At 58.9% G+C, this 20,530-nt stretch carries 20 protein-coding genes; 10 read left to right on the top strand and 10 right to left on the bottom strand.

Going from position 1 to position 20,530, the window contains the following annotated elements; genetic code table 11:
* Window positions 1–190: 190 nt before the first annotated feature.
* Window positions 191–790, bottom strand: coding sequence for an alpha-ketoglutarate-dependent dioxygenase AlkB (locus QRM60_RS20110; protein WP_285446905.1), 600 nt, complete (start codon window positions 788–790; stop codon window positions 191–193).
* Between the two features lie 125 nt (window positions 791–915).
* Between QRM60_RS20110 and QRM60_RS20105 the strand changes: the two genes are divergently transcribed.
* Window positions 916–2,565, top strand: a complete 1,650-nt coding sequence (locus QRM60_RS20105; RefSeq protein ID WP_285446904.1) for an electron transfer flavoprotein-ubiquinone oxidoreductase — start codon at window positions 916–918, stop codon at window positions 2,563–2,565.
* Window positions 2,566–2,596: 31 nt separating this feature from the next.
* Here QRM60_RS20105 and QRM60_RS20100 read toward each other — a convergent pair whose 3' ends face one another.
* Both QRM60_RS20100 and QRM60_RS20095 read right to left on the bottom strand, forming a co-directional pair.
* Entirely contained in the window at window positions 2,597–3,229 is a 633-nt protein-coding gene (locus QRM60_RS20100; protein WP_115555352.1) for a CoA transferase subunit B, read from the bottom strand.
* Window positions 3,229–3,957, bottom strand: coding sequence for a CoA transferase subunit A (locus QRM60_RS20095; RefSeq protein ID WP_115555351.1), 729 nt, complete (start codon window positions 3,955–3,957; stop codon window positions 3,229–3,231). The genes QRM60_RS20100 and QRM60_RS20095 overlap by 1 nt, the downstream gene beginning before the upstream one ends.
* Before the next feature lie 134 nt (window positions 3,958–4,091).
* Here QRM60_RS20095 and QRM60_RS20090 point away from each other — a divergent pair, with 134 nt between their 5' ends.
* Together QRM60_RS20090 and QRM60_RS20085 are read left to right on the top strand one after the other, a co-directional pair.
* Window positions 4,092–5,438: a phosphomannomutase gene (locus tag QRM60_RS20090; protein WP_115000096.1), complete on the top strand. Its 1,347-nt coding sequence runs from the start codon at window positions 4,092–4,094 to the stop codon at window positions 5,436–5,438.
* A gap of 47 nt (window positions 5,439–5,485) precedes the next feature.
* Window positions 5,486–6,889, top strand: coding sequence for a mannose-1-phosphate guanylyltransferase/mannose-6-phosphate isomerase (locus tag QRM60_RS20085; RefSeq protein ID WP_115555349.1), 1,404 nt, complete (start codon window positions 5,486–5,488; stop codon window positions 6,887–6,889).
* 118 nt (window positions 6,890–7,007) lie between these two features.
* On the opposite strand, the gene rfbD is transcribed toward QRM60_RS20085, so the two are convergent.
* The 4 genes from rfbD to rfbB are packed head-to-tail and all read right to left on the bottom strand — an operon-like array spanning window position 7,008 to window position 10,453.
* The gene (rfbD, locus tag QRM60_RS20080) at window positions 7,008–7,916 is read right to left on the bottom strand and encodes a dTDP-4-dehydrorhamnose reductase (RefSeq protein ID WP_115555348.1); all 909 of its coding nucleotides are present in this window, start codon (window positions 7,914–7,916) and stop codon (window positions 7,008–7,010) included.
* Entirely contained in the window at window positions 7,913–8,473 is a 561-nt protein-coding gene (rfbC, locus tag QRM60_RS20075) for a dTDP-4-dehydrorhamnose 3,5-epimerase (protein WP_115555347.1), read from the bottom strand. Before rfbC ends, rfbD begins: the two co-directional genes overlap by 4 nt.
* The gene (rfbA, locus tag QRM60_RS20070) at window positions 8,470–9,357 is read right to left on the bottom strand and encodes a glucose-1-phosphate thymidylyltransferase RfbA (RefSeq protein ID WP_285446903.1); all 888 of its coding nucleotides are present in this window, start codon (window positions 9,355–9,357) and stop codon (window positions 8,470–8,472) included. The genes rfbC and rfbA overlap by 4 nt, the downstream gene beginning before the upstream one ends.
* A 28-nt stretch (window positions 9,358–9,385) precedes the next feature.
* A complete protein-coding gene (rfbB, locus tag QRM60_RS20065; RefSeq protein ID WP_115555345.1) occupies window positions 9,386–10,453 on the bottom strand; it encodes a dTDP-glucose 4,6-dehydratase in 1,068 nt (355 codons plus the stop codon).
* Window positions 10,454–10,684: 231 nt separating this feature from the next.
* On the opposite strand from rfbB, the gene QRM60_RS20060 reads away from it, so the two are divergent.
* From QRM60_RS20060 to rffA, 7 genes are all read left to right on the top strand, one after another.
* Entirely contained in the window at window positions 10,685–11,431 is a 747-nt protein-coding gene (locus tag QRM60_RS20060; protein WP_042596464.1) for an electron transfer flavoprotein subunit beta/FixA family protein, read from the top strand.
* Window positions 11,431–12,372 (top strand): electron transfer flavoprotein subunit alpha/FixB family protein, encoded by a 942-nt coding sequence (locus QRM60_RS20055; RefSeq protein WP_285446902.1) that lies wholly within the window; start codon window positions 11,431–11,433, stop codon window positions 12,370–12,372. The genes QRM60_RS20060 and QRM60_RS20055 overlap by 1 nt, the downstream gene beginning before the upstream one ends.
* Window positions 12,373–12,548: 176 nt before the next feature.
* Entirely contained in the window at window positions 12,549–13,460 is a 912-nt protein-coding gene (locus tag QRM60_RS20050; protein ID WP_115539598.1) for a glycosyltransferase family 2 protein, read from the top strand.
* 83 nt (window positions 13,461–13,543) lie between these two features.
* Window positions 13,544–14,251: a GNAT family N-acetyltransferase gene (locus tag QRM60_RS20045; RefSeq protein WP_153065416.1), complete on the top strand. Its 708-nt coding sequence runs from the start codon at window positions 13,544–13,546 to the stop codon at window positions 14,249–14,251.
* A 4-nt stretch (window positions 14,252–14,255) separates the two neighbouring features.
* The gene (locus tag QRM60_RS20040; protein ID WP_115555341.1) at window positions 14,256–14,624 is read left to right on the top strand and encodes an EamA family transporter; all 369 of its coding nucleotides are present in this window, start codon (window positions 14,256–14,258) and stop codon (window positions 14,622–14,624) included.
* A 1-nt stretch (window position 14,625) separates the two neighbouring features.
* Complete coding sequence (locus QRM60_RS20035; RefSeq protein ID WP_285446901.1) at window positions 14,626–15,249, top strand: class I SAM-dependent methyltransferase; 624 nt, start codon at window positions 14,626–14,628, stop codon at window positions 15,247–15,249.
* An 18-nt stretch (window positions 15,250–15,267) separates the two neighbouring features.
* Window positions 15,268–16,398, top strand: a complete 1,131-nt coding sequence (gene rffA / locus QRM60_RS20030) for a dTDP-4-amino-4,6-dideoxygalactose transaminase (RefSeq protein WP_115555339.1) — start codon at window positions 15,268–15,270, stop codon at window positions 16,396–16,398.
* A gap of 85 nt (window positions 16,399–16,483) precedes the next feature.
* On the opposite strand, the gene QRM60_RS20025 is transcribed toward rffA, so the two are convergent.
* From QRM60_RS20025 to gmd, 3 genes are read right to left on the bottom strand one after another with little or no spacing between them, the layout of a single operon-like run.
* Window positions 16,484–18,547, bottom strand: coding sequence for a hypothetical protein (locus QRM60_RS20025; RefSeq protein WP_153065415.1), 2,064 nt, complete (start codon window positions 18,545–18,547; stop codon window positions 16,484–16,486).
* A 1-nt stretch (window position 18,548) separates the two neighbouring features.
* Window positions 18,549–19,469 carry an NAD-dependent epimerase/dehydratase family protein gene (locus QRM60_RS20020; RefSeq protein WP_115539592.1) on the bottom strand — a complete coding sequence of 307 codons (921 nt, stop codon included), beginning with the start codon at window positions 19,467–19,469 and terminating at the stop codon, window positions 18,549–18,551.
* Window positions 19,447–20,481, bottom strand: a complete 1,035-nt coding sequence (gene gmd, locus QRM60_RS20015) for a GDP-mannose 4,6-dehydratase (protein WP_115539591.1) — start codon at window positions 20,479–20,481, stop codon at window positions 19,447–19,449. Before gmd ends, QRM60_RS20020 begins: the two co-directional genes overlap by 23 nt.
* Window positions 20,482–20,530: the final 49 nt, after the last annotated feature.

Below are 20,530 nucleotides of genomic sequence, written 5' to 3'. Positions count from 1 at the left end.
GTGGCGGCATGGATGCCGCCACCGAGCCTACATGGACGTACTTGCGGCGTGTCCCGCGAGCGGTGAGGGCACCGCGCCCTCGACCGACCCAGCGTTTGACCTGGCTTCTGACTGCATCCAACAAGATGCAGCCAACGAAACCACTGCGCTCACCGCCAGGCGACCGCTCGCGACGTTTTGCTAGCCGCTCTTATCGCTGGGACACGCGCCTCGCAATCTGGCGAAAGGTCAAATTGATACGCTCGCCGACCGGCTTTACTGTGCGCGGCAAGGCGTGTTTGTAGTAACGCTGGGTATCGCCGCCCATCAGCAGCAGATCGCCGTGACCGAGTTCCAAGGTCTGCTTCAGCGTGGGATCGTGCCGATGCTTGAAGGCGAACCGCCGCGCCGCGCCCAGGCTTAGCGATGCGATCACCGGTTGCGCGCCCAGCTCCGGCTCGTCGTCGCTATGCCAGCCCATCGCGTCGGCTCCGCTGCGGTAGCGGTTGACCAGCACGCTGTTGAACGGACAGCCGGTTTCATCCTGCAGACGCGTACGCAAAGGCTGCAGCGCCTCCAGCCACGGCTGCGGCGCAAACTGCATGCCCGAGTAGCGATAGCTGGCATCCGCATCGCCGATCCAGCTGCTCAGACGCGGCGAATCCACCACCCGCCCGAACATGCGGATGCGATGGACCTCCCACTGCACCTGGTCCAGCAGCGCCTGCATCAGCGCATCGGCGTGCGCGGCCTGCAACCAGCCGCGACACCAGTGGACCTGTGCTCCTGGCAGTGCAACGCGTATGTTCATGCGCAAACGCTAGCATGCGCGTGTCCGGGCGCACCGGCAGCGGCGGATGAATCAACGCGATTTGCCGCCATCACATGCAATCCCGGAAAATGCACCCCAGCCATCGAGCCAACGGGAGCGGAGCAATGTCGGAAGCGGGAATCGGCGCGCAAGCGTCAGAGACGGTCGAGCGCGACGTGATGGAGTACGACGTCGTCACCGTCGGTGCCGGTCCGGCCGGGCTGTCGTTCGCGATCCGGCTCAAACAGCTCAACCCCGCGTTGAGCGTGTGCGTGATCGAAAAATCCAGCACCATCGGCGCGCACATCCTCTCCGGCGCGGTGATCGAACCCGGCCCATTGGACGCGTTGCTGCCCGGCTGGCGCGATCACCCGCCACCGATCTGCGTGGCCGCCACCGAAGACGAATTCTGGTTTCTCGGCAAGGGCAGCGCACGCAAATTCCCGGTGGTGCCGCCAGGCATGCGCAACCACGGCAACTTCATCGTCAGCCTGGGCGCGATGTGCGCCTGGCTCGCTCCGCAGGCCGAAGCGCTGGGCGTGGAGATCTACCCCGGCTTTGCCGCCGCCGAAACCCTGCACGATGACAGCGGCCAGGTGGTGGGCGTGCGCATCGGCGATATGGGCGTGGCCAAGGATGGGTCGCACAAGCCCGGCTACACCGCCGGTATCGACATCCGCGCCAAGGTCACCGTGCTGGCCGAAGGCGCGCGTGGCCATCTCACCAAGCGCCTGCTCAAGCGCTTCGACCTGACTGCCGATGTCGACCCGCAGGGCTATTCGATCGGCATCAAGGAACTGTGGCAGGTGCCCGAGGGCCGCGTCAGCCCCGGCAAGATCGTGCACACGCTCGGCTGGCCGGCCGACAACCGCACCTATGGCGGCAGCTTCCTGTATCACCTGGACAACAACCAGATCGCGCTGGGCTACGTCAGCGGGCTGGACTACAGCGACCCTAACTACCAGCCATGGGAGGCCTTCCAGCAGTGGAAGAACCACGCGCTGATCAAGCCCCTGCTGGAAGGCGGCAGCATCCTGTCAGCCGGCGCGCGCGCCATCGTCACCGGCGGCTGGCAATCGCTGCCCAAGGTGGAAATGCCTGGTGCGCTGCTGATCGGCGACACCGCCGGCCTGCTCAACGTGCCCAAGATCAAGGGCACCCATCAGGCGATCCGCAGCGGCATGCTGGCCGCCGAGCACCTGGTGCAATCGCAGCTGGCCCCACAGGGCTTCGACGCCAAGCTGCGCGCCTCCGATGCCATGGCCGAACTCAAGCAGGTGCGCAACATCAAGCCCGGCTTCAAGAAGGGCCTGTGGCTGGGCATGCTCAATGCCGCCTGGGAAACCGCGCTCAAGGGCGCCTCGCCGTGGACACTGAAAAACAAGCCAGATTGGTCGGCCATGCACAAACTCGGCGAGTACGAACAGCCTAAACGCGACTACGTCCAGCGCGAACTCGCCCCACGCGACCGGCTGCAGGCGGTCTACTTCGCCGCCACCGAACACGACGAAGACCAGCCGGTGCATCTGCAGGTGCTCGACACCAACATCTGCGCCACCCGCTGCGTGGAGGAATACAACAACCCCTGCACCCGCTTCTGCCCGGCCAACGTCTACGAAATGGTCGCAGACACCACCAGCCCCTCCGGCAAACGCCTGCAGATCAACGCCGCCAACTGCGTGCACTGCAAGACCTGCGACATCAAGGACCCCTACGAAATCATCAACTGGGTCACCCCGGAGGGTGGTTCTGGGCCGAACTACCAGAACCTATAAAAAAACAGGGGCCGTGCAGGCCCCTGTGTCTTTATGCGGACTCGAAAGTCACGCCCGTCTTTGCACGCAACTCCTCCAGCTCCACACCCTCCGCACGCTCCACCAGTACCAATCCATCGGCGGTGACGTCGAACACGGCCAGGTCGGTGATGATGCGATCGACCACGCCCACGCCGGTCAGCGGCAGGTCGCATTGCGGCAGGATCTTGTGCGTGCCGTCCTTGGCCACATGTTCCATCAGCACGACCACGCGCTTGACGCCGGCCACCAGGTCCATCGCGCCGCCCATGCCCTTGACCATCTTGCCCGGCACCATCCAGTTGGCAAGGTCGCCGCGGTCGGTGACCTGCATCGCGCCGAGGATTGCCAGGTCGATGTGTCCACCGCGGATCATCGCGAACGAATCGTGGCTGCCGAAATAGCTGGCACCCGCACGTGCGGTCACGGTCTGCTTGCCGGCATTGATGAGGTCCGCGTCCACTTCGTCTTCGCCGGGAAACGGGCCGATGCCGAGCAGGCCGTTTTCCGATTGCAACCACACGTCCACGCCGTCGGGAATGTGGTTGGCCACCAGCGTGGGCAGGCCGATGCCCAGGTTGACGTAGGCGCCATCGGTGAGTTCGCGCGCGGCGCGCGCCGCCATCTGATCGCGGGTCCAGGCCATTACTTGTCTCCCTGGCGCACGGTGCGCTGTTCGATGCGTTTTTCCGGTGTGGCGTTGATTACCAGGCGGTCGACATAAATGCCGGGCAGATGCACCTGATCCGGATCGATCCCACCGAGCTCGACAATCTCTTCTACCTCGGCGATGCAGACGCGCCCGGCCATGGCACAGGCCGGATTGAAATTGCGCGCGGTCTTGCGGAACACCAGGTTGCCGGCGGTGTCGGCGCGCCACGCCTTGATCAGGGCAACGTCGGCCTGCAACGCGGTTTCCAGCACGTAATGCTTGCCATCGAACTCACGCGTCTCCTTGCCGTCGGCCACGATGGTGCCGTAGCCGGTGGCGGTGTAGAACGCGGGAATGCCCGCACCGCCCGCACGCAGGCGCTCGGCCAGCGTGCCCTGCGGGTTGAATTCCAGCTCGAGTTCGCCGGCCAGATATTGGCGTTCGAATTCCTTGTTCTCGCCCACATAAGACGAAATCATCTTGCGAATCTGGCGGGTCGCCAGCAATTGGCCCAGGCCGAAGCCATCCACGCCTGCGTTGTTGGAAATCACCGTCAGGCCGCTCACCGCGCTGTCGCGCAGCGCAGCGATCAAGGCTTCCGGAATGCCGCACAGCCCGAAGCCGCCAACCGCCAGCGTCTGTCCATCGGCCACCACGCCGGCCAGCGCCGCCTTGGCGTCGGCATAGCGCTTGGCGCCCGCCCCCCTTGCAACTTGGTTCATCACCGCCCTCACCTCGCTGATGCGAAGCGGGCATTCTAGCCGCTGACTGTTCCCTGTCCTCGGTCGCAATTCCGCCACACCCAAGACACGGCGCAGCCGCTAAACTCGGCTGTCCCCCACCCGAGGAATTGCCCATGACGCTACCCGCCTTCAAGGCCTACGATATTCGCGGCCGCGTGCCGGATGAACTCAACGAGGACTTGGCCCGCCGCATCGGCGTGGCACTGGCGGCGCAGCTGGATCAAGGGCCCGTGGTCCTGGGCCACGATGTGCGGCTGGCGAGCCCGGCACTGCAGGAAGCCCTGTCTGCCGGCCTGCGTGCCAGCGGCCGCGAGGTGATCGACATTGGCCTGTGTGGCACCGAGGAAGTCTACTTTCAGACCGATCACCTCAAGGCCGCCGGCGGCGTGATGGTCACCGCCAGCCACAATCCGATGGACTACAACGGCATGAAACTGGTGCGTGAGCAGGCGCGGCCGATCAGCTCCGATACCGGCCTGTTCGCCATCCGCGACACGGTCGCGGCCGATACTGCCGCTGCAGGCGAGCCCACCGCTGCCGAGCACAGCCGCACCGACAAGACCGCGTATCTGGAGCACCTGCTCAGCTACGTGGACCGCAGCACGCTCAAGCCGCTCAAGCTGGTGGTCAACGCCGGCAACGGCGGCGCCGGTCTGATCGTCGACCTGTTGGCACCGCATCTGCCATTCGAATTCGTACGCGTCTTCCATGAGCCCGATGGCAATTTCCCCAACGGTATCCCCAACCCGCTGCTGCCGGAAAACCGCGACGCCACCGCCAAGGCGGTCAAGGAACACGGCGCCGACTTCGGAATTGCCTGGGATGGCGACTTCGATCGTTGCTTCTTCTTCGATCACACTGGCCGCTTCATCGAGGGCTATTACCTGGTCGGCCTGCTGGCGCAAGCCATCCTGGCCAAGCAGCCCGGCGGCAAGGTCGTGCACGACCCGCGCCTGACCTGGAACACGGTGGAGATGGTGGAAGACGCCGGCGGCATTCCGGTGCTGTGCAAGAGCGGCCACGCCTTCATCAAGGAAAAAATGCGCAGCGAGAACGCCGTCTATGGTGGCGAAATGAGCGCGCACCATTACTTCCGCGAATTCGCCTACGCCGACTCCGGCATGATTCCGTGGCTGCTGATCGCCGAACTGGTCTCGCAATCGGGCCGTTCGCTGGCGGACCTGGTCGAAGCGCGCATGCAGAAGTTCCCCTGCAGCGGCGAGATCAACTTCAAGGTCGACGACGCCAAGGCCGCGGTCGCACGCGTCATGGCGCATTACGGTGATCAGTCACCGGAGCTGGATTACACCGACGGCATCAGCGCCGACTTCGGGCAATGGCGCTTCAACCTGCGCAGCTCCAACACCGAGCCGCTGCTGCGTCTGAACGTGGAAACGCGCGGCGATGCCGCACTGCTGGAAACGCGTACGCAGGAAATTTCCGCCTTGCTGCGCGGCTGATCTACCATTCTCCCCCACCTTTTGACGCACTGGAGTCTCCCCCGCTCATGAGCGACGTCCTTCCGATCATCCTTTCCGGCGGCTCCGGCACACGCCTGTGGCCGCTGTCGCGCGAGACCTACCCCAAGCAGTTCCTGCCCCTGGTTGGCGAACAGACGATGCTGCAGGCCACCTGGCACCGCGCAGCACCGGTGGCCAACCACGCGCCGATCGTGGTAGCCAACGAGGAACATCGCTTCATTGCGGCAGAGCAGCTGCAGCAATTTGGCGTCAAGCCTTCAGCAATCCTGCTGGAGCCGAAGGGGCGCAATACCGCACCGGCGATCGCAGTCGCCGCACTGGAAGCCATGCGCAACGGTGCAGACCCACTCCTGCTGGTGTTGCCATCCGACCACGTGATCCGCGATGAGGCGGCCTTCCAGGCGGCGGTCACCTTGGCCGCAGCCGCGGCAGATGAGGGCAAGCTGGTGACCTTCGGCATAAAGCCAACTGCGCCGGAAACCGGCTATGGCTATATCAAGGCCGGCGCAGGCACTGGCGTCAGTGCGGTCGAGCGGTTCGTCGAAAAGCCGGACCTGGCCACGGCCGAGGGTTACCTTGCCTCTGGAGACTACTACTGGAACAGCGGCATGTTCCTGTTCCGGGCGTCGCGTTACCTGGAGGAGCTACGCAAGTTCCAGCCGGCAATCGCCGAGGCTAGCAGCAAGGCATGGGAACTTGCCAAGCGTGATGCCGACTTCACCCGCCTGGACAAGGACGCGTTTGCCGCAAGCCCGTCGGATTCGATCGACTACGCTGTCATGGAAAAAACCGCCGATGCGGTGGTCGTGCCCCTGGATGCTGGCTGGAACGACGTTGGCTCCTGGTCCGCCCTGCTCGAGGTTTCCGAACAGGACAGCGCCGGCAATGCGCATCACGGCGATGTGATTCAGATCGACTGCCGTAATACCTATGCCTACGGCTCGCGCCTGATCGCCATGGTCGGCCTGGAGGACGTGGTCGTGGTGGAAACACCGGATGCCGTACTGGTTGGTCACCGTGAGCGCATCCAGGAAGTCAAGGATGTGGTGGGACAGATCAAGTCCAGCGGCCGCTCCGAGGCTACCTGGCACCGCAAGGTCTACCGTCCGTGGGGCGCGTACGATTCCATTGATAATGGCAGCCGCCATCAGGTCAAACGCATCACCGTGAAGCCGGGCGCGGTACTCAGCTTGCAGATGCATCATCACCGCGCCGAACACTGGATCGTTGTGAGCGGTACCGCCGAGGTCACGCGCGGCGACGAAGTTCTGCTGCTCACCGAAAACCAAAGCACGTACATCCCGCTGGGTGTCACGCATCGCCTGCGTAACCCGGGCAAATTGCCGCTGGAGCTGATCGAAGTGCAGTCCGGCAGCTATCTGGGCGAAGACGATATCGTGCGCTTCGAGGATACCTACGGGCGGGCGTGATGGTTCGTTACAGGTGACTCTGATCGCATAAGCAAAGAGCCGGGATGTCCCGGCTCTTTGCTTTTTCAACATTTGCATAACGGCGTACGACATCCTTGGCAGCGAATGAAGCGTCTCGTTAGCGCTTGGCAGCAACCAGCTCGGCGATCACCCGCTGCAAGCCAACCCGCCACTCGGGCAAGACGATGCCGAAGTCCTGCTGCAGTTTGTCAATCGACAGGCGCGAGTACGCCGGGCGTTGTGCGGGCGTCGGGTACTCGGCCGTGGTGATCGGCACCACGCGCGGCGCACGCGCCAGCAATCCTGCAGCCACTGCCTCTTCGAAGATCGATTCGGCAAAACCATGCCAGGTGGTCTGCCCGGCGGCGGTCAGGTGCCAGGTGCCCGAGGTGGCTGCCGTGCGCTGCTGCAACAGCTGCGCGGTGACATCGGCAATCAAGGCCGCCGGTGTCGGCGTGCCGACCTGATCGGCCACCACACGCAGCTCGTCGCGGTCAGCACCGACACGCAGCATCGTGCGCAGGAAGTTCGTGCCATGCGAGGCATACACCCACGCCGTGCGCAGGATCAGATGCTGCGCGCCCGATGCACGGATGGCCTGTTCGCCGGCCAGCTTGGTCTCACCGTAGACACCCAACGGCGCGGTGGGCGCATCTTCGAGATACGGCGCCGTGCCCTGGCCATCGAACACGTAGTCGGTGGAGTAATGCACCAGCGGCACAGTGTTGGCGGCACACCACGCCGCGATCGCACCAACAGCATGCGCATTCACACGCATAGCGGCGATGACTTCAGATTCCGCGCGGTCCACCGCCGTATAGGCAGCGGCATTCACAACGCAGTTCGGTCGCAATTGATCGAGCAGTTCCGGTAGATGGTCGGGGGCGTTCAGATCAGCGCGAACACCCGGGCGTCCATCGGCGAGCAGGCCGTTGCGTGTTCCTAATTGCAACGGAGCACTACCGTGAAGCGCGCGCTGCAACTCTTGGCCAAGTTGCCCATTCGCGCCAAGCACCAATATGCTCATTCTGCACGGTAGAGCGGAAGCCGCTCGACAGGAATATCATCCAAAAAAGGGGCGACCCGATCCTTGTTTGAGAGCACCGGATCGCTGATTGGCCAGTCGACCGCAAGACGCGCATCGTCCCAGCGTAGGCCGGCGTCGGCTTCCTTCACGTAGACATCGGTGCACAAATAATTGAAAACCGCCGTGTCAGATAGCACCGCGAAGCCGTGCGCAAATCCTTCCGGAATCCAGAATTGACGCCGGTTCTCGCCACTGAGGATCACCGCCTCCCATTGTCCAAACGTCGGCGAGCCAACGCGGATATCGGCGGCGACATCATAGACCTCACCTTCGAGCACACTGATCAACTTTCCTTGCGGGCGAGGCCATTGGTAATGCAGCCCGCGGATGACACCCTTGCTAGAACACGAAACGTTGCTTTGGACGAATTGCATGTGCAAATCGTGCTGTTTGAAGCGCTCGGCGTTCCAGGACTCGAAGAAGAACCCTCGATCATCGGTATGGACAGCAGGCTCGATGACGAAGCATCCGCGTAGAGATGTCGGGACGATCTTCAAAGCTTTGCTCCTCGCAGGGCCAAGTCCTTGAGATAGCGGCCATATCCATTTTTGAGCAGCGGAGCAGCCAGCGCTTCCAGTTGCTCACGATTGATCCACCCCTGCCCGAACGCGATCTCCTCCGGACAGCAAATTTGCAAACCCTGTCTGGCCTGGATGGTTTCGATGAAGTTAGATGCCTCATGCAACGACTGGTGCGTCCCCGTGTCTAACCATGCGTATCCTCTACCCAATGCCTCGAGATGCAGATCACCTTCATCGAGGTAACGTCGATTGAGATCAGTGATCTCCAGCTCGCCACGCAACGAAGGCTTTAGCTCGGCGGCATATTCAGCAGCCCTTCCGTCGTAGAAGTACAAACCAGTCACTGCGTAGTTGGAACGAGGCACACTCGGCTTTTCCTCGATCCCGATGACCTTTCCATCACCGTCGAATTCAGCCACACCATAGCGCTCTGGATCATTGACCCAATATCCAAAGACAGTTGCGCCGTGCTGGCGCGCGTCTGCACGGCGCAGCATGTCGGTCAACCCGTGCCCGTGGAAGATGTTATCGCCCAGCACAAGACAACTGGGCTTGTTATCGACAAACTCACGACCAATCAAATAAGCCTGTGCGAGGCCATCAGGACTGGCCTGTACGGCATAGGAGATTGACATCCCCCACTGAGCACCGTCCCCAAGTAGCGCCTTGAAAAGCGCCTGCTCATGCGGTGTGTTGATGATCAACACCTCGCGGATTCCACCGAGCATCAAGACGCTCAGTGGGTAATAGATCATCGGCTTGTCATATACCGGCAACAGCTGCTTGCTGACGCCCTTGGTGATCGGGTAGAGACGGGTGCCGGAACCGCCGGCCAGGATGATGCCTCGACGTTGCGTCATATATTTCTCATTCGTTTAGATGGCACATTCAAGATTGAGTGCTCACCACGGCACCAAGGCGTTGCATCCGGTAACTACCGTCCAGAACACTGCTGACCCACACCTGATTTGCCAGGTACCAGTCGACAGTTTCGGCGATCCCCTGTTCAAAGGTATACCGCGGCTCCCAGCCCAACGCATCTTTCAGCTTGGACGCATCGATCGCATAACGGCGATCGTGCCCCGGCCGGTCCGTCACATAGGTGATCTGACTGGCGCGCGGCTTGCCATCTTCGCGCGGCCGACGCTCATCCAGCAACGCGCAGATTGCCTGCACGACCTCGATGTTCTGGCGCTCGGAATTGCCGCCCACGTTGTAGGTCTCACCCACCGTGCCCTTGGCTAGTACGGTGCGGATCGCTTCGCAATGGTCGCTGACAAACAGCCAGTCACGCACCTGCTTGCCGTCCCCGTAGACCGGCAGCGGCTCGCCGGCCAGCGCCTTAGCGATCACCAACGGAATGAGCTTTTCCGGGAAGTGGTACGGGCCATAGTTGTTCGAGCAATTGGTGGTCAGCACCGGCAGCCCGTAGGTGTGGTGGAACGCGCGCACCAGATGATCCGAGGCCGCCTTGGAGGCGGAATACGGCGAATTCGGCGCGTATGGCGTGGTTTCAGTGAACTTGCCAGTCTCACCAAGCGTGCCGTAGACCTCGTCGGTGGAGACGTGCAGAAAACGGAACGCATCGCGGCGCCCATCCGGCAATGCTTTCCAATAGTCGCGAACGGCCTCGAGCAACGCCAGGGTGCCGACGACGTTGGTCTGGATGAAGGCGCCCGGGCCTTCGATCGAGCGGTCCACATGGCTTTCGGCGGCGAAATTCAGCACAGCGTCCGGCTGATACTCGGCCAGCAGACAGGCCACCAGCGCGCTGTCGCCGATATCGCCCTTGACGAACACATGGTCCGGATTGCGCTCGATCGACGCCAAGGTGTTCACGTTCCCTGCGTAGGTAAGCGCGTCGAGATTGATCACCCGCTCGCCGCGCGCCACCGCCTCCAGCACGAAGTTGCCGCCAATGAAGCCGGCGCCGCCAGTTACTAGCCAAGTTGCCACTGTCCGTCTCTCCTGGTCGCGCGTCTGCCGCGCTAAGCGTTTTTTTTGAGTCGTACAGGATATACGTTGGCGTCAATCAGGGCCTGCGGACAGCTTCGGATCACTCGACGTACCGCACCGCAGCATCCATACGCCATCGCATGGTGCGGCCTCCCCGGTTAGAATGGGCCCACTCCCGAGCCTGCCGCCGCGGCCGGGCCTTCCCGCAATAGCTGAAGGATCTCGTACACGATGAAAATCCTCGTCGCCTACAAGCGCGTGGTGGACTACAACGTCCGCATTCAGGTCAAGCCGGATGGCTCCGGCGTGGTCACCGAGGGCGTCAAGCTCTCGCCGAACCCGTTCGACGAAATTGCCCTCGAAGAGGCCTTGCGCCTGCGCGATGCCGGTATTGCCACCGAGGTCGTGGTCGCCACCCTGGCGCCGGCCGATGCCGCAGCACATCTGCGCAATGGCTTGGCCATGGGCGCCAATCGCGCCATCCACGTCGTCACCGATGCGGCGATCCAGCCGCTGACCGCCGCGCGCACCCTGCTCAAGCTGGTCGAGAAGGAACAGCCAGACCTGGTCATCCTGGGCAAGCAGGCCATCGACGACGACGCCAACCAGACCGGCCAGATGCTCGCCACGTTGTGGGGCCGCCCGCAGGCGACCTTCGCCGGCAAGCTGGTAGTGGCCGAGGGAAAGGCTACAGTGACGCGCGAAGTCGACGCCGGCCTGGAAACGCTGGAAGTAGACCTGCCAGCGGTGATCACCACCGACCTGCGCCTGAACGAGCCGCGTTTCATCAAGCTGCCGGACATCATGAAAGCCAAGAGCAAGCCGCTGGAAACGCTGGCCTTTGCAGACCTGGCCGTTGACTCCCACGACAGTCTGACCACCACCCACTACGCAGCGCCGGCCAAGCGCAGCCGCGGCGTGATGGTGAAGGATGCCGCCGAATTGGTGGCCGCACTCAAGCAGAAGGGGTTGCTGTAATGGCCAAGATTCTCGTTGTCGCCGAACACCTCAATGGCCAGCTCAACGCCGCCACCGCCAAGACCCTCAGCGCAGCGCTGGCGGTGTCTGCGGACGCGATCGACATCGTCGTCCTGGCCGCTGATCCGGCTGCGGTGGCCGCCCAGGCAGCCCAATTGACCGGCGTCAGCCGCGTGCTGGCGGTGGCCAACCCGGCAAATGACCATGCCATCGCCCAGGTGTTTGGGCCGCAGATCGCCCAGCTTGCCGGCCAGGGCTACACACATGTGTTTGGCCCCTCCACCACGTTTGGCAAGGACCTGATGCCGGTCGTGGCCGCGCTGCTGGGCGTGAACCAGATTTCCGACCTGATGTCGGTCGAAGATGCCTATACCTTCAAACGCCCGATCTATGCGGGCAACGCCATCATCACCGTGAAGGCACCGGCCGACCATATCGTGGTTGCCACGGTCCGCAGCGCCTCGTGGCCGGAAGCAGCAGCTGGCGGAAGCGCAGCGGTCGAGTCCGTTACCGTCGATGCCGCACTGCCGACCCACACCCGCTTCATCGAACTGGCCGCCGGCACGTCCGACCGCCCTGATCTGCAGAGCGCAAAGCGCGTAGTCTCCGGCGGCCGCGGCGTCGGTTCGGCCGAAAACTTCAAACACATCTACAGCCTGGCCGACAAACTCGGCGCCGCTGTGGGCGCTTCGCGCGCCGCAGTGGATGCCGGCTATGTGCCGAACGAGCTGCAGGTTGGTCAGACCGGCAAGATCATCGCCCCCGAGCTGTACGTGGCGATCGGCATCAGCGGGGCGATCCAGCATCTGACCGGCATCAAGGACGCAGGCACCATCGTGGCCATCAACAAGGATCCGGAGTCGCCGATCTTCGAGATTGCCGATATTGGGTTGGTGGGGGATTTGTTCACCTTGCTGCCGGAGCTGGAAGCGGCTCTTTGAGCAGCGATTGTGCGTCGGAGAAGTACCGATCACTCGGCTTTAAAAACTGATCATGGCCTGTGCCCGATCCATGCGGGCACTCGGCGAAATTCTAGGGGGAATGTTTGCCTGCTTACTTTGAATCACGACCGCCTGCCACACCTTTGTCCTCAGCAACGAGGCCAGAGGTTTCCGTCGTGTCGCCCATTTATGGCTGTAAGGATTGCCTCGAGCATCTTGTAGAGCGTGTCGAGCAGGCGCTTGCTCCGATAGCTTCAAGTTACGAAATCATCTTGGTGGATGATGCAAGTCCCGATGGCGCTTGGTCGCGTATCACTGAGATCGCTCAGCATCGGGAATCAGTCATCGGGGTCCGCCTGAGCAGAAACTTTGGGCAGCACGCCGCGATCACTGCGGGACTTGCCATCTCCAAAGGCTTGAAGGTCGTCGTCATGGACTGCGACCTGCAGGATCGCCCGGAAGAAATACCCAATCTGCTTGCCGCATTGCGCGGCGATACCGAGATTGCTCTGGCTCAACGTGTGCAGCGTCAAGACAAGGCCTTCAAACGCGCAGGTTCATTCGCCTTCTACAAATTTCTGGGATGGTTGACGGGCGCAACATACGACCACACCACGGCGAACTTTGGTGCTTACAGCAGAAAGACTGTCGACGTCATCATTGCAATGCCGGAGCAGGAACGGTTTCTGCCGATGCTGGTTCGCTGGACAGGCTTGAAGACTGCGCAAGTACCGGTCACTCATGAGGCCAGGGATGCAGGCAATAGCGGGTACACATTGCGTCGCCTCCTGAGGCTCGCAGCCAGCATCGCACTCTCTTACTCGGATAAGCCACTTCGCCTGGTGGTTGGGGCGGCCTTGATCTTCGCGCTGCTATCGATCGGAGTCGTGGCTTTCAGCATTTCTCGCTACTGGGTCGGCGACACGCAGGTAGCTGGATTCACAAGCATCATAGCCTCGGTCTGGCTCATTGGAAGTGCAATTCTGGCGAGCGTAGGCGTGTTGGGACTTTACGTAGGACGCATCTTCAGCAGCGCCAAACAGCGTCCTCACTACGTGATTTCTACGATCACGGATCACCAGCCGTGAACGAGCCAGTTGTTTTTTCGGGCATAGAGACGGATCGTTTCGGATTAAGGATCGGGCGTACTCGATTGGAGTCTGATATCGGGATGTCCGATCGCATCGCCCAATCGATCGGCGAACAGATGCTGGATATCACCGTACTACGCGTGCCTGCCGGCGCACACACGACGGTTTCCGCATTGGCAGACAGCGGATTTCAAGTACTCCACGCGGACACGCTCGTGTACTACCGCCTGCCCCTGCCCGTCGACAGCTCGCCCACGCTGGTCGGTATAGGAGCCGAGGTCGTGTTTCGGCTTGCGGATGCCTCCGATGTAGCAGAGCTGCAGCACATTGCACGCGACGGCTTCGGTGGCTACCGCAGCCACTACAACGCCAATCGCAGGCTACCGCCGGATCAGATCCTTGAGGGATACATCCAGTGGGCCTGTGCCTACCTGGCTGCTGGCCAGACAGACCGCTTTACCTGCCTGGCGGTATCCGGAACAGACGCAGCCGGCTTTCTCACGTGTTCAATCGACAGCAAGATCCAGCAGTGCGAGGTTGTCCTCAATGCAGTCCACCCTGCGCATGCGGGCAAGGGAATCTATACCAAAGGGCTGACCTGGATCGCCGCATACGCGTACGAAAGAGGCTGTAAAGAGCTGATAATCAGCACTCAGGTGTGGAACTACCGAGTGCAACAAGTGTGGGCGCGCCTGGGCTTTTCCCTATTCAATGCTTACGACACCTATCACGTGATGCCATCGAAGTCGGCATCAGCGCTATCCCTTACAACACACGGCCTCTCCTGATCTTATGAGCTACGTATTCATTGCCTTGACAATCCTGCTCACGATCTACGGCCAGCTCACTTTAAAATGGCAAGTCGGCTTAAACCCGGACTCTACCATTGCCGGCAGCAACTGGCGTGGCATCATCATGCTATTGCTCAACCCCTGGGTGATCAGCGCTTTTGCAGCAGCATTCGGGGCGTCGCTGTGCTGGATGGCGGCCATCGGACGGATGCCGCTCAGCAAGGCCTACCCCTTCACGTCCCTGAGCTTTCCGATCGTTGCAATTCTCTCCACGTGGGCGTTTCGGGAAACCATGGACTGGCATAAGATCGCCGGGACGATTCTGATCATTGCAGGAGTCATCGTAGTCTCACGATCAGCTGGAGCGTAAAATGGCTCAAAAAACGGATGGTTTGCACGCTATTCTCTCTGCACCGAGTATGTACAACCTACTTCAAACCGCCTTGGGAGCGGAGAAGGCCCGGAAGCACTTTTCCAACGATCACATTCGTGCCAAGCCTGGTGATGTAGTGCTGGATATCGGCTGCGGAACCGGGGAACTGCTCTCTCATCTGCCCCAAGGCATCGACTACCACGGTTTCGACTTGTCGATGTCCTACGTGGAATCGGCGAGGCGAAACCATCCGAATCGGGGCACCTTCGAGTGCATGGATATTGCAGACTATCGTCCGCCAAGCGACGAACCGTCTGCAGACCTCGTACTGGCAATGGGGGTGCTACATCATCTGGATGATGAAGTTGCGTCCAAACTTATTCAAACAGCTTACGAACGCCTCAAACCAGGCGGAAGATTCATATCGATGGATGGGACGTTGATACCTCATCAATCTCCCATCGCACGAAAGCTGGTCTTGAAAGATCGCGGGCAGAACATTCGTACGCCCGACAACTATGCAGGCATAGCGCGCCAGCATTTTTCTCGGATCGAATATCGGATACGCACAGATCTGCTCTATGTTCCTTACACTCACTGCATCCTAGAGTGCGTCCGCTAGGATTACCCGGAGATTTTTTTGATCCCGTTCAACAAACCATTCATGACCGGCGGCGAGCTTGAGAACATTGCAGCCGCTCATCGTGCGGGCCATCTTTCCGGCGATGGTCCGTTTACCAAAAAATGCCATCAGCAGCTGCAGGAAATCTGCGCAGTCCCCAAAGCACTGCTGACACATTCGTGCACTGCTGCACTCGAAATGGCTGCAATCCTGCTGGACCTGAAACCCGGCGATGAGGTGATCCTTCCATCGTTCACGTTTGTATCCACGGTTAACGCGTTCGCGCTACGCGGCGCCGTGCCAGTCTTCGTAGATATCAGACCAGACACCCTCAATCTGGATGAGGCTCAGATCGAATCTGCAATCACTGCGCGGACAAAGGCGATATGCGTGGTCCACTACGCAGGCATGGCATGCGAGATGGATACCATCATGGAGATCGCAGCACGACATGGCCTGCCGGTAGTCGAGGATGCGGCACAGGCCATCTACTCGACCTATCGGGGCCGTCCCTTGGGCGGCATTGGTGACTACGGCTGCCTCAGTTTTCATGAAACCAAGAACGTGATCTCTGGTGAGGGCGGCGCGTTACTTGTCCGTGATCCAGCCAATGCGGAACGTGCCGAGATCATTCGCGAGAAGGGCACTAACCGTAGCCGCTTTCTACGTGGCCAAGTCGACAAGTACACCTGGGTCGACCTCGGATCTTCTTATCTCCCGAGCGAACTGATAGCCGCTTTTCTCGCTGCACAATTGGATAGTGGCCAGGAAATTACCCAGCGCAGGCTTGGAATTTGGGACAGATATCATGCTTGGGCACATAAGCATGAGCAAGCAGGCGTGCTACGCCGTCCAGTTGTCCCGGATAACTGCGATCACAATGCCCACATGTACTACATCCTATTGCCGAATTTGAGCGCCCGCACAAACTTTATTGAAAAGTTGCGAAATCTAGGTGTTGCCTCTGTATTTCATTACGTGCCGCTGCATTCATCACCAAAAGGAAAGGAAATTTCCCGCAGTCATGGTGACCTTGCGGTCACGGAAGACATCAGCAGTAGACTCGTCCGCCTACCGCTCTGGGTTGGCCTTGAGGCCCACATTCAAGAGGTAATGCAGGCGGCGGACGCCGCTTTAGCTTCCATATGATTACAACAATTTAATCTGCGCCAGCACATCGAGCAGGCGGGCAACCAAGTGCCCACCTGCCCTACGTCAGCAGGCTGGATCTGATTTAGCTCTCATCAGCAGACGATAAGGGAGTCAACGTAACCCCTTTATATTCCAAGCTCCCAACTCCATTGGCGTATGTCCGAATTTCCACAATTTCGGCAGAATGCTCTAATGTGAAATCAAGGACGCGACTCTGATCAGCGCTTGCCCTGATCGGCATAATTGCAAGACGCGAAGTTGCGCTATTACTCACAACGTCAACGACGCCCACTTCTACTCCATTAGCGGCATCCACCGTCCTCAAATGAAACTCGGCGCGGTAATGACCTTTGGGCAAGTGAATGTAAGGTCCATACGCGATGAAGCCGGCTTCACCCCTCATACTTATTACCGCCTTTTTCCCTTCATCCCAATGACCCTGGTTATACATTGCTCCGGGGGTGGCACGATAGGTGACCGGGCTCTTAAAATTACGACTCCAGTTTGGCAGCACTGCTGCGACATTCTTTGAATATACGAATGCAGTTAAATTTCCAACTGGAATTTTCCTCTCTTTCTCGCCCATCAATGTACGCATAACATCCCAATTCACCTTTTCCGACTCTGCCTTATCCAGCAGGAGAAAACTGGGCCCCTTCCATGTTTCGGCTTCGTACCATCGATTTGACCCTAGATGACGCATGGGAATTGGCAGACCGTCGATAATGAGAATCTGACGAACTTTCGAATCACCCTCGCTAAGTACCGTATAGACTCCAGAGTTCCAATAGCTGGCGTAACCATACTTCAGCTGATTACTTCTCAGGCCCGCGACGATGTCTGCATGATCATTGGAACGAGCACGGATCGGCATAGCTTCCTTGTTTGGCCGAACCACACCATTGGAAATCAAAACAAGCATTGTCGAAACTATGAATAAACCCTGTAACGGCCTCCCAATCCGCAACGGTGCCGTATATAAAATTACTACACCCAAAATCACAGACGGCGCGAGATATCTAGCCGAAGTAACCGGGTCATTCATGTCTGGAATGGTGGTCGCCACATAAAGAAAAAGGCATCCAAATGCCTGGACGACCGTAAAAAGCACGATGAACCTGACAGAAGCCGAATCATCCCGCACCCTGTGATAGATCACTACGGGCACCAATATGATCAACGCAACACTACATAACAGCCTCAGGGCTTGGTATACGCCAGCCACTGAAACCACCTCTGCCCCAGTATCTGGGATACCGCCAAACATCCCCATCAGGCCCTGGAAAGACTCAACCAAGTTATGAAATCCGCCGTCATAACTAAGCCACCGTGCTGAAGCCACCCCATTATTGTTCTGGACATTCAAGATGACCCACCAGCTAAGTAGCGCACCACATGCCGTACCGAGAATAATCGCAAGGTACACAACAGCTGTTGCACGCATTCGCTGGCGAAAGAGCGCCCCCCCCCAGGAGGATAATAAATGGCACGCGACGGAAAACGCTAGGGGCAGGGTATATGAAATAACGGCTCGTTGGGGATTATTCCAGGTTGCAAGCGTTACCAAACCCAGAAGAAGCAATCCATTCAAGGTCAGCGCATGACCTTCACTGCAAAGCGTTCGCCAAGTCAACAATATCAGCAGTCCGGCCAATAATAGCACCGCGCCATAGGCGACCTGCCCGAAAATATTCTCGGAGAAAGAAAGTGAAACACCGCCGACTATGACGGCGATCGTAGCAATGCGCTGCCACTTGACCGTTGAAAGGAGCGCGGTCAGCTTCCACAAGGCAATCAATATTGTAAGCGAGAAGCACAGACCGGAAACAGCGTGAAGTACAAAGCCGTTCTTGAAAAAAAGAAGTAGCGGCAGTATCAGGACCTGACCAAAAACAATCATCAGGTCTCTATTGGCATAGTTCCACTCAGGAGGAAAAAAGCGGCCAGTTTCAAGCATTTCCTGCGCCAGAAGATTCTTGGTCGACGCGTCAGTGTGGAAAGTGTTTTGATAACCGAAGAACAGGTAACCTATCAAAACTAATAAATTGAAGACCAAAAAGGCCGATGCAGCCCCAGTCAGCAGCCTTTGAGACTTCGGCCTCTGCACGTATGCAGACATGCTCCTACAAAATTTCTCAATTTCCATACTACCCCTCCCTCATATCCTGATCTCCATTGGGCGCTTCGAGCATCCATCGCAGAGTTTCCTTCAGGGGTCTTGCTGCTATCGCGCCAATCACTTTCTTCAGCTTGCCGCCATCACCCACCAAACGGCGGACATCGTTTGGACGAATAAAGCTCGGATTCACCCGAACATCTAAAGAGTGTCCGGATAGACTCTCCAACGTCAGAACCACGTCATTCAAGGATGTCTCGACCCCCGAGCAAACGTTGAGCACGTCGCCATTTCCAACCATTGGCAACAATGCAACATACGTGTCAACCACGTTCCTTACGTCGTTGAAATCACGTATGACGTCCAGATTTCCAAGCTCAATGAAATCTGATCTCCGTTGAAAATGCGAAACAATCTTTGGCAGCAGGTACTTTTCGTCCTGCCCCCTGCCTGTGTAATTGAATGGGCGCACGATGGTCATCGCTAGTTGCCCGCCCCATAACTTAGCCATGTATTCCATCGATAACTTACTGACAGCGTAGTCATTCTGAGGATTGACAGCAAAGCTCTCGTCGACATTACCCTCGACGTTTCCATACACATTGGCACTGCTTGCCAAGACGGTGTGCTTCGGACGATGAGCGAGAGTAGCAAGGGCGCTCAGAAGGTTTCGCGTACCCAATACGTTGATGTTGTAAATTTCATCAACGTCATCGTGCGCAACAAACGCCTTAGCTGCTAGATGCAGAACGTAATGCGGCTGCGCCATAAGCGCAGCCTCGAGTACTTGTTGCTTTTGGGTAAGATCAACGTCGGCATCCAGTCCTTTTCCCCAGCCGACTACCCGATAACCGGCATCCTCAAGTGCGGCACACGCATATCGTCCGGTAAACCCCGATGCACCGGTCACTAAGACCCTGAGTGGAGAACTAGAAAGAAAAGCCACGCTCATTCCTTCGCAAATCCGCTTCGACCATCATCTGACACAGTTCTTCCAACGTCGTCTTGGGAGTCCAACCCAGCACCGCCCGAGCTTTGCTTGCGTCGCCGACCAACAGATCGACTTCCGCCGGGCGATGGAAGCGAGGGTTAATTCGCATCACGACTTTGCCACTGGATTGATCGATGGCAACTTCATGCTCGTCTTCGCCCTCAAACTCGACTTGCATTTCAGCGCCCTTGAAGGCCATTCGAACAAAGTCACGTACGGTCTCAGTGCGGTTAGTAGCAAGCACGAATGTGTCCGGCTGATCCGCTTGCAACATACGCCACATTCCCTCGACGTACTCCTTGGCGAAGCCCCAGTCTCGCTTGGCGTCTAGGTTGCCCAACTCCATATATTCCAGTTTTCCAAGCTTAATCTTGGCGACCGAATCAGTAATCTTACGAGTTACGAACTCGCGGCCGCGCAATGGACTTTCATGATTAAACAAGATGCCACTTGAACCAAATATATTGTAGCTTTCTCTATAATTCACAGTTAGCCAATGTGCGTACAACTTGGCGACGCCGTAAGGGCTACGCGGATAGAAAGGAGTGTCTTCAACCTGCGGAATAGCCTGAACTTTACCAAACATCTCCGACGTGGAGGCCTGATAAAAACGAATCGAAGGATCAATCAGCCGAATAGCTTCCAACAGATGCAATGCACCAACGCCAGTGATCTGCGCTGTAGTTGCAGGCTGATCGAAGCTGACGCCAACAAAACTTTGTGCCGCCAAATTATAGATCTCATTCGGGCGCACTCTACTAACCAGTGCAAACGTGGCGCCTTGATCGGTCAAGTCGTATTCCACTAGATGCAGATTGGCATGAGACGCAACCCCGAGCTCCTCCATGCGCCAAAAATTTACCGAGCTTGTTCTACGAAAGGTGCCATAGACCTCATAACCCTTTTCCAACAGCAACTGCGCCAAGTAGGCACCGTCTTGGCCACTTATACCGGTAACAATCGCTCTTTTCATACAAATAATCCTTAGAGTAAATTTTCTTTGCGTCAGTGGCTCAGACCCA

Origin of the sequence: Xanthomonas sp. fls2-241-TYG-148 (genome assembly GCF_030208815.1) — a bacterium.
Lineage (GTDB): Bacteria > Pseudomonadota > Gammaproteobacteria > Xanthomonadales > Xanthomonadaceae > Xanthomonas > Xanthomonas campestris.
The sequence above is the reverse complement of the archived record's forward strand: the minus strand, read 5'-3'. Positions and strand labels throughout refer to the sequence as shown.

Excerpts from the sequence above, each read along its gene's own strand:
- QRM60_RS20110 (WP_285446905.1), bottom strand. The coding sequence starts at position 790 with ATGAACATACGCGTTGCACTGCCAGGAGCACAGGTCCACTGGTGTCGC.
- QRM60_RS20105 (WP_285446904.1), top strand. The coding sequence starts at position 916 with ATGTCGGAAGCGGGAATCGGCGCGCAAGCGTCAGAGACGGTCGAGCGC.
- QRM60_RS20100 (WP_115555352.1), bottom strand. The coding sequence starts at position 3,229 with ATGGCCTGGACCCGCGATCAGATGGCGGCGCGCGCCGCGCGCGAACTC.
- QRM60_RS20095 (WP_115555351.1), bottom strand. The coding sequence starts at position 3,957 with ATGAACCAAGTTGCAAGGGGGGCGGGCGCCAAGCGCTATGCCGACGCC.
- QRM60_RS20090 (WP_115000096.1), top strand. The coding sequence starts at position 4,092 with ATGACGCTACCCGCCTTCAAGGCCTACGATATTCGCGGCCGCGTGCCG.
- QRM60_RS20085 (WP_115555349.1), top strand. The coding sequence starts at position 5,486 with ATGAGCGACGTCCTTCCGATCATCCTTTCCGGCGGCTCCGGCACACGC.
- rfbD (WP_115555348.1), bottom strand. The coding sequence starts at position 7,916 with ATGAGCATATTGGTGCTTGGCGCGAATGGGCAACTTGGCCAAGAGTTG.
- rfbA (WP_285446903.1), bottom strand. The coding sequence starts at position 9,357 with ATGACGCAACGTCGAGGCATCATCCTGGCCGGCGGTTCCGGCACCCGT.
- QRM60_RS20060 (WP_042596464.1), top strand. The coding sequence starts at position 10,685 with ATGAAAATCCTCGTCGCCTACAAGCGCGTGGTGGACTACAACGTCCGC.
- QRM60_RS20055 (WP_285446902.1), top strand. The coding sequence starts at position 11,431 with ATGGCCAAGATTCTCGTTGTCGCCGAACACCTCAATGGCCAGCTCAAC.
- QRM60_RS20045 (WP_153065416.1), top strand. The coding sequence starts at position 13,544 with ATGTCCGATCGCATCGCCCAATCGATCGGCGAACAGATGCTGGATATC.
- QRM60_RS20040 (WP_115555341.1), top strand. The coding sequence starts at position 14,256 with ATGAGCTACGTATTCATTGCCTTGACAATCCTGCTCACGATCTACGGC.
- QRM60_RS20035 (WP_285446901.1), top strand. The coding sequence starts at position 14,626 with ATGGCTCAAAAAACGGATGGTTTGCACGCTATTCTCTCTGCACCGAGT.
- QRM60_RS20025 (WP_153065415.1), bottom strand. The coding sequence starts at position 18,547 with ATGGAAATTGAGAAATTTTGTAGGAGCATGTCTGCATACGTGCAGAGG.
- QRM60_RS20020 (WP_115539592.1), bottom strand. The coding sequence starts at position 19,469 with ATGAGCGTGGCTTTTCTTTCTAGTTCTCCACTCAGGGTCTTAGTGACC.
- gmd (WP_115539591.1), bottom strand. The coding sequence starts at position 20,481 with ATGAAAAGAGCGATTGTTACCGGTATAAGTGGCCAAGACGGTGCCTAC.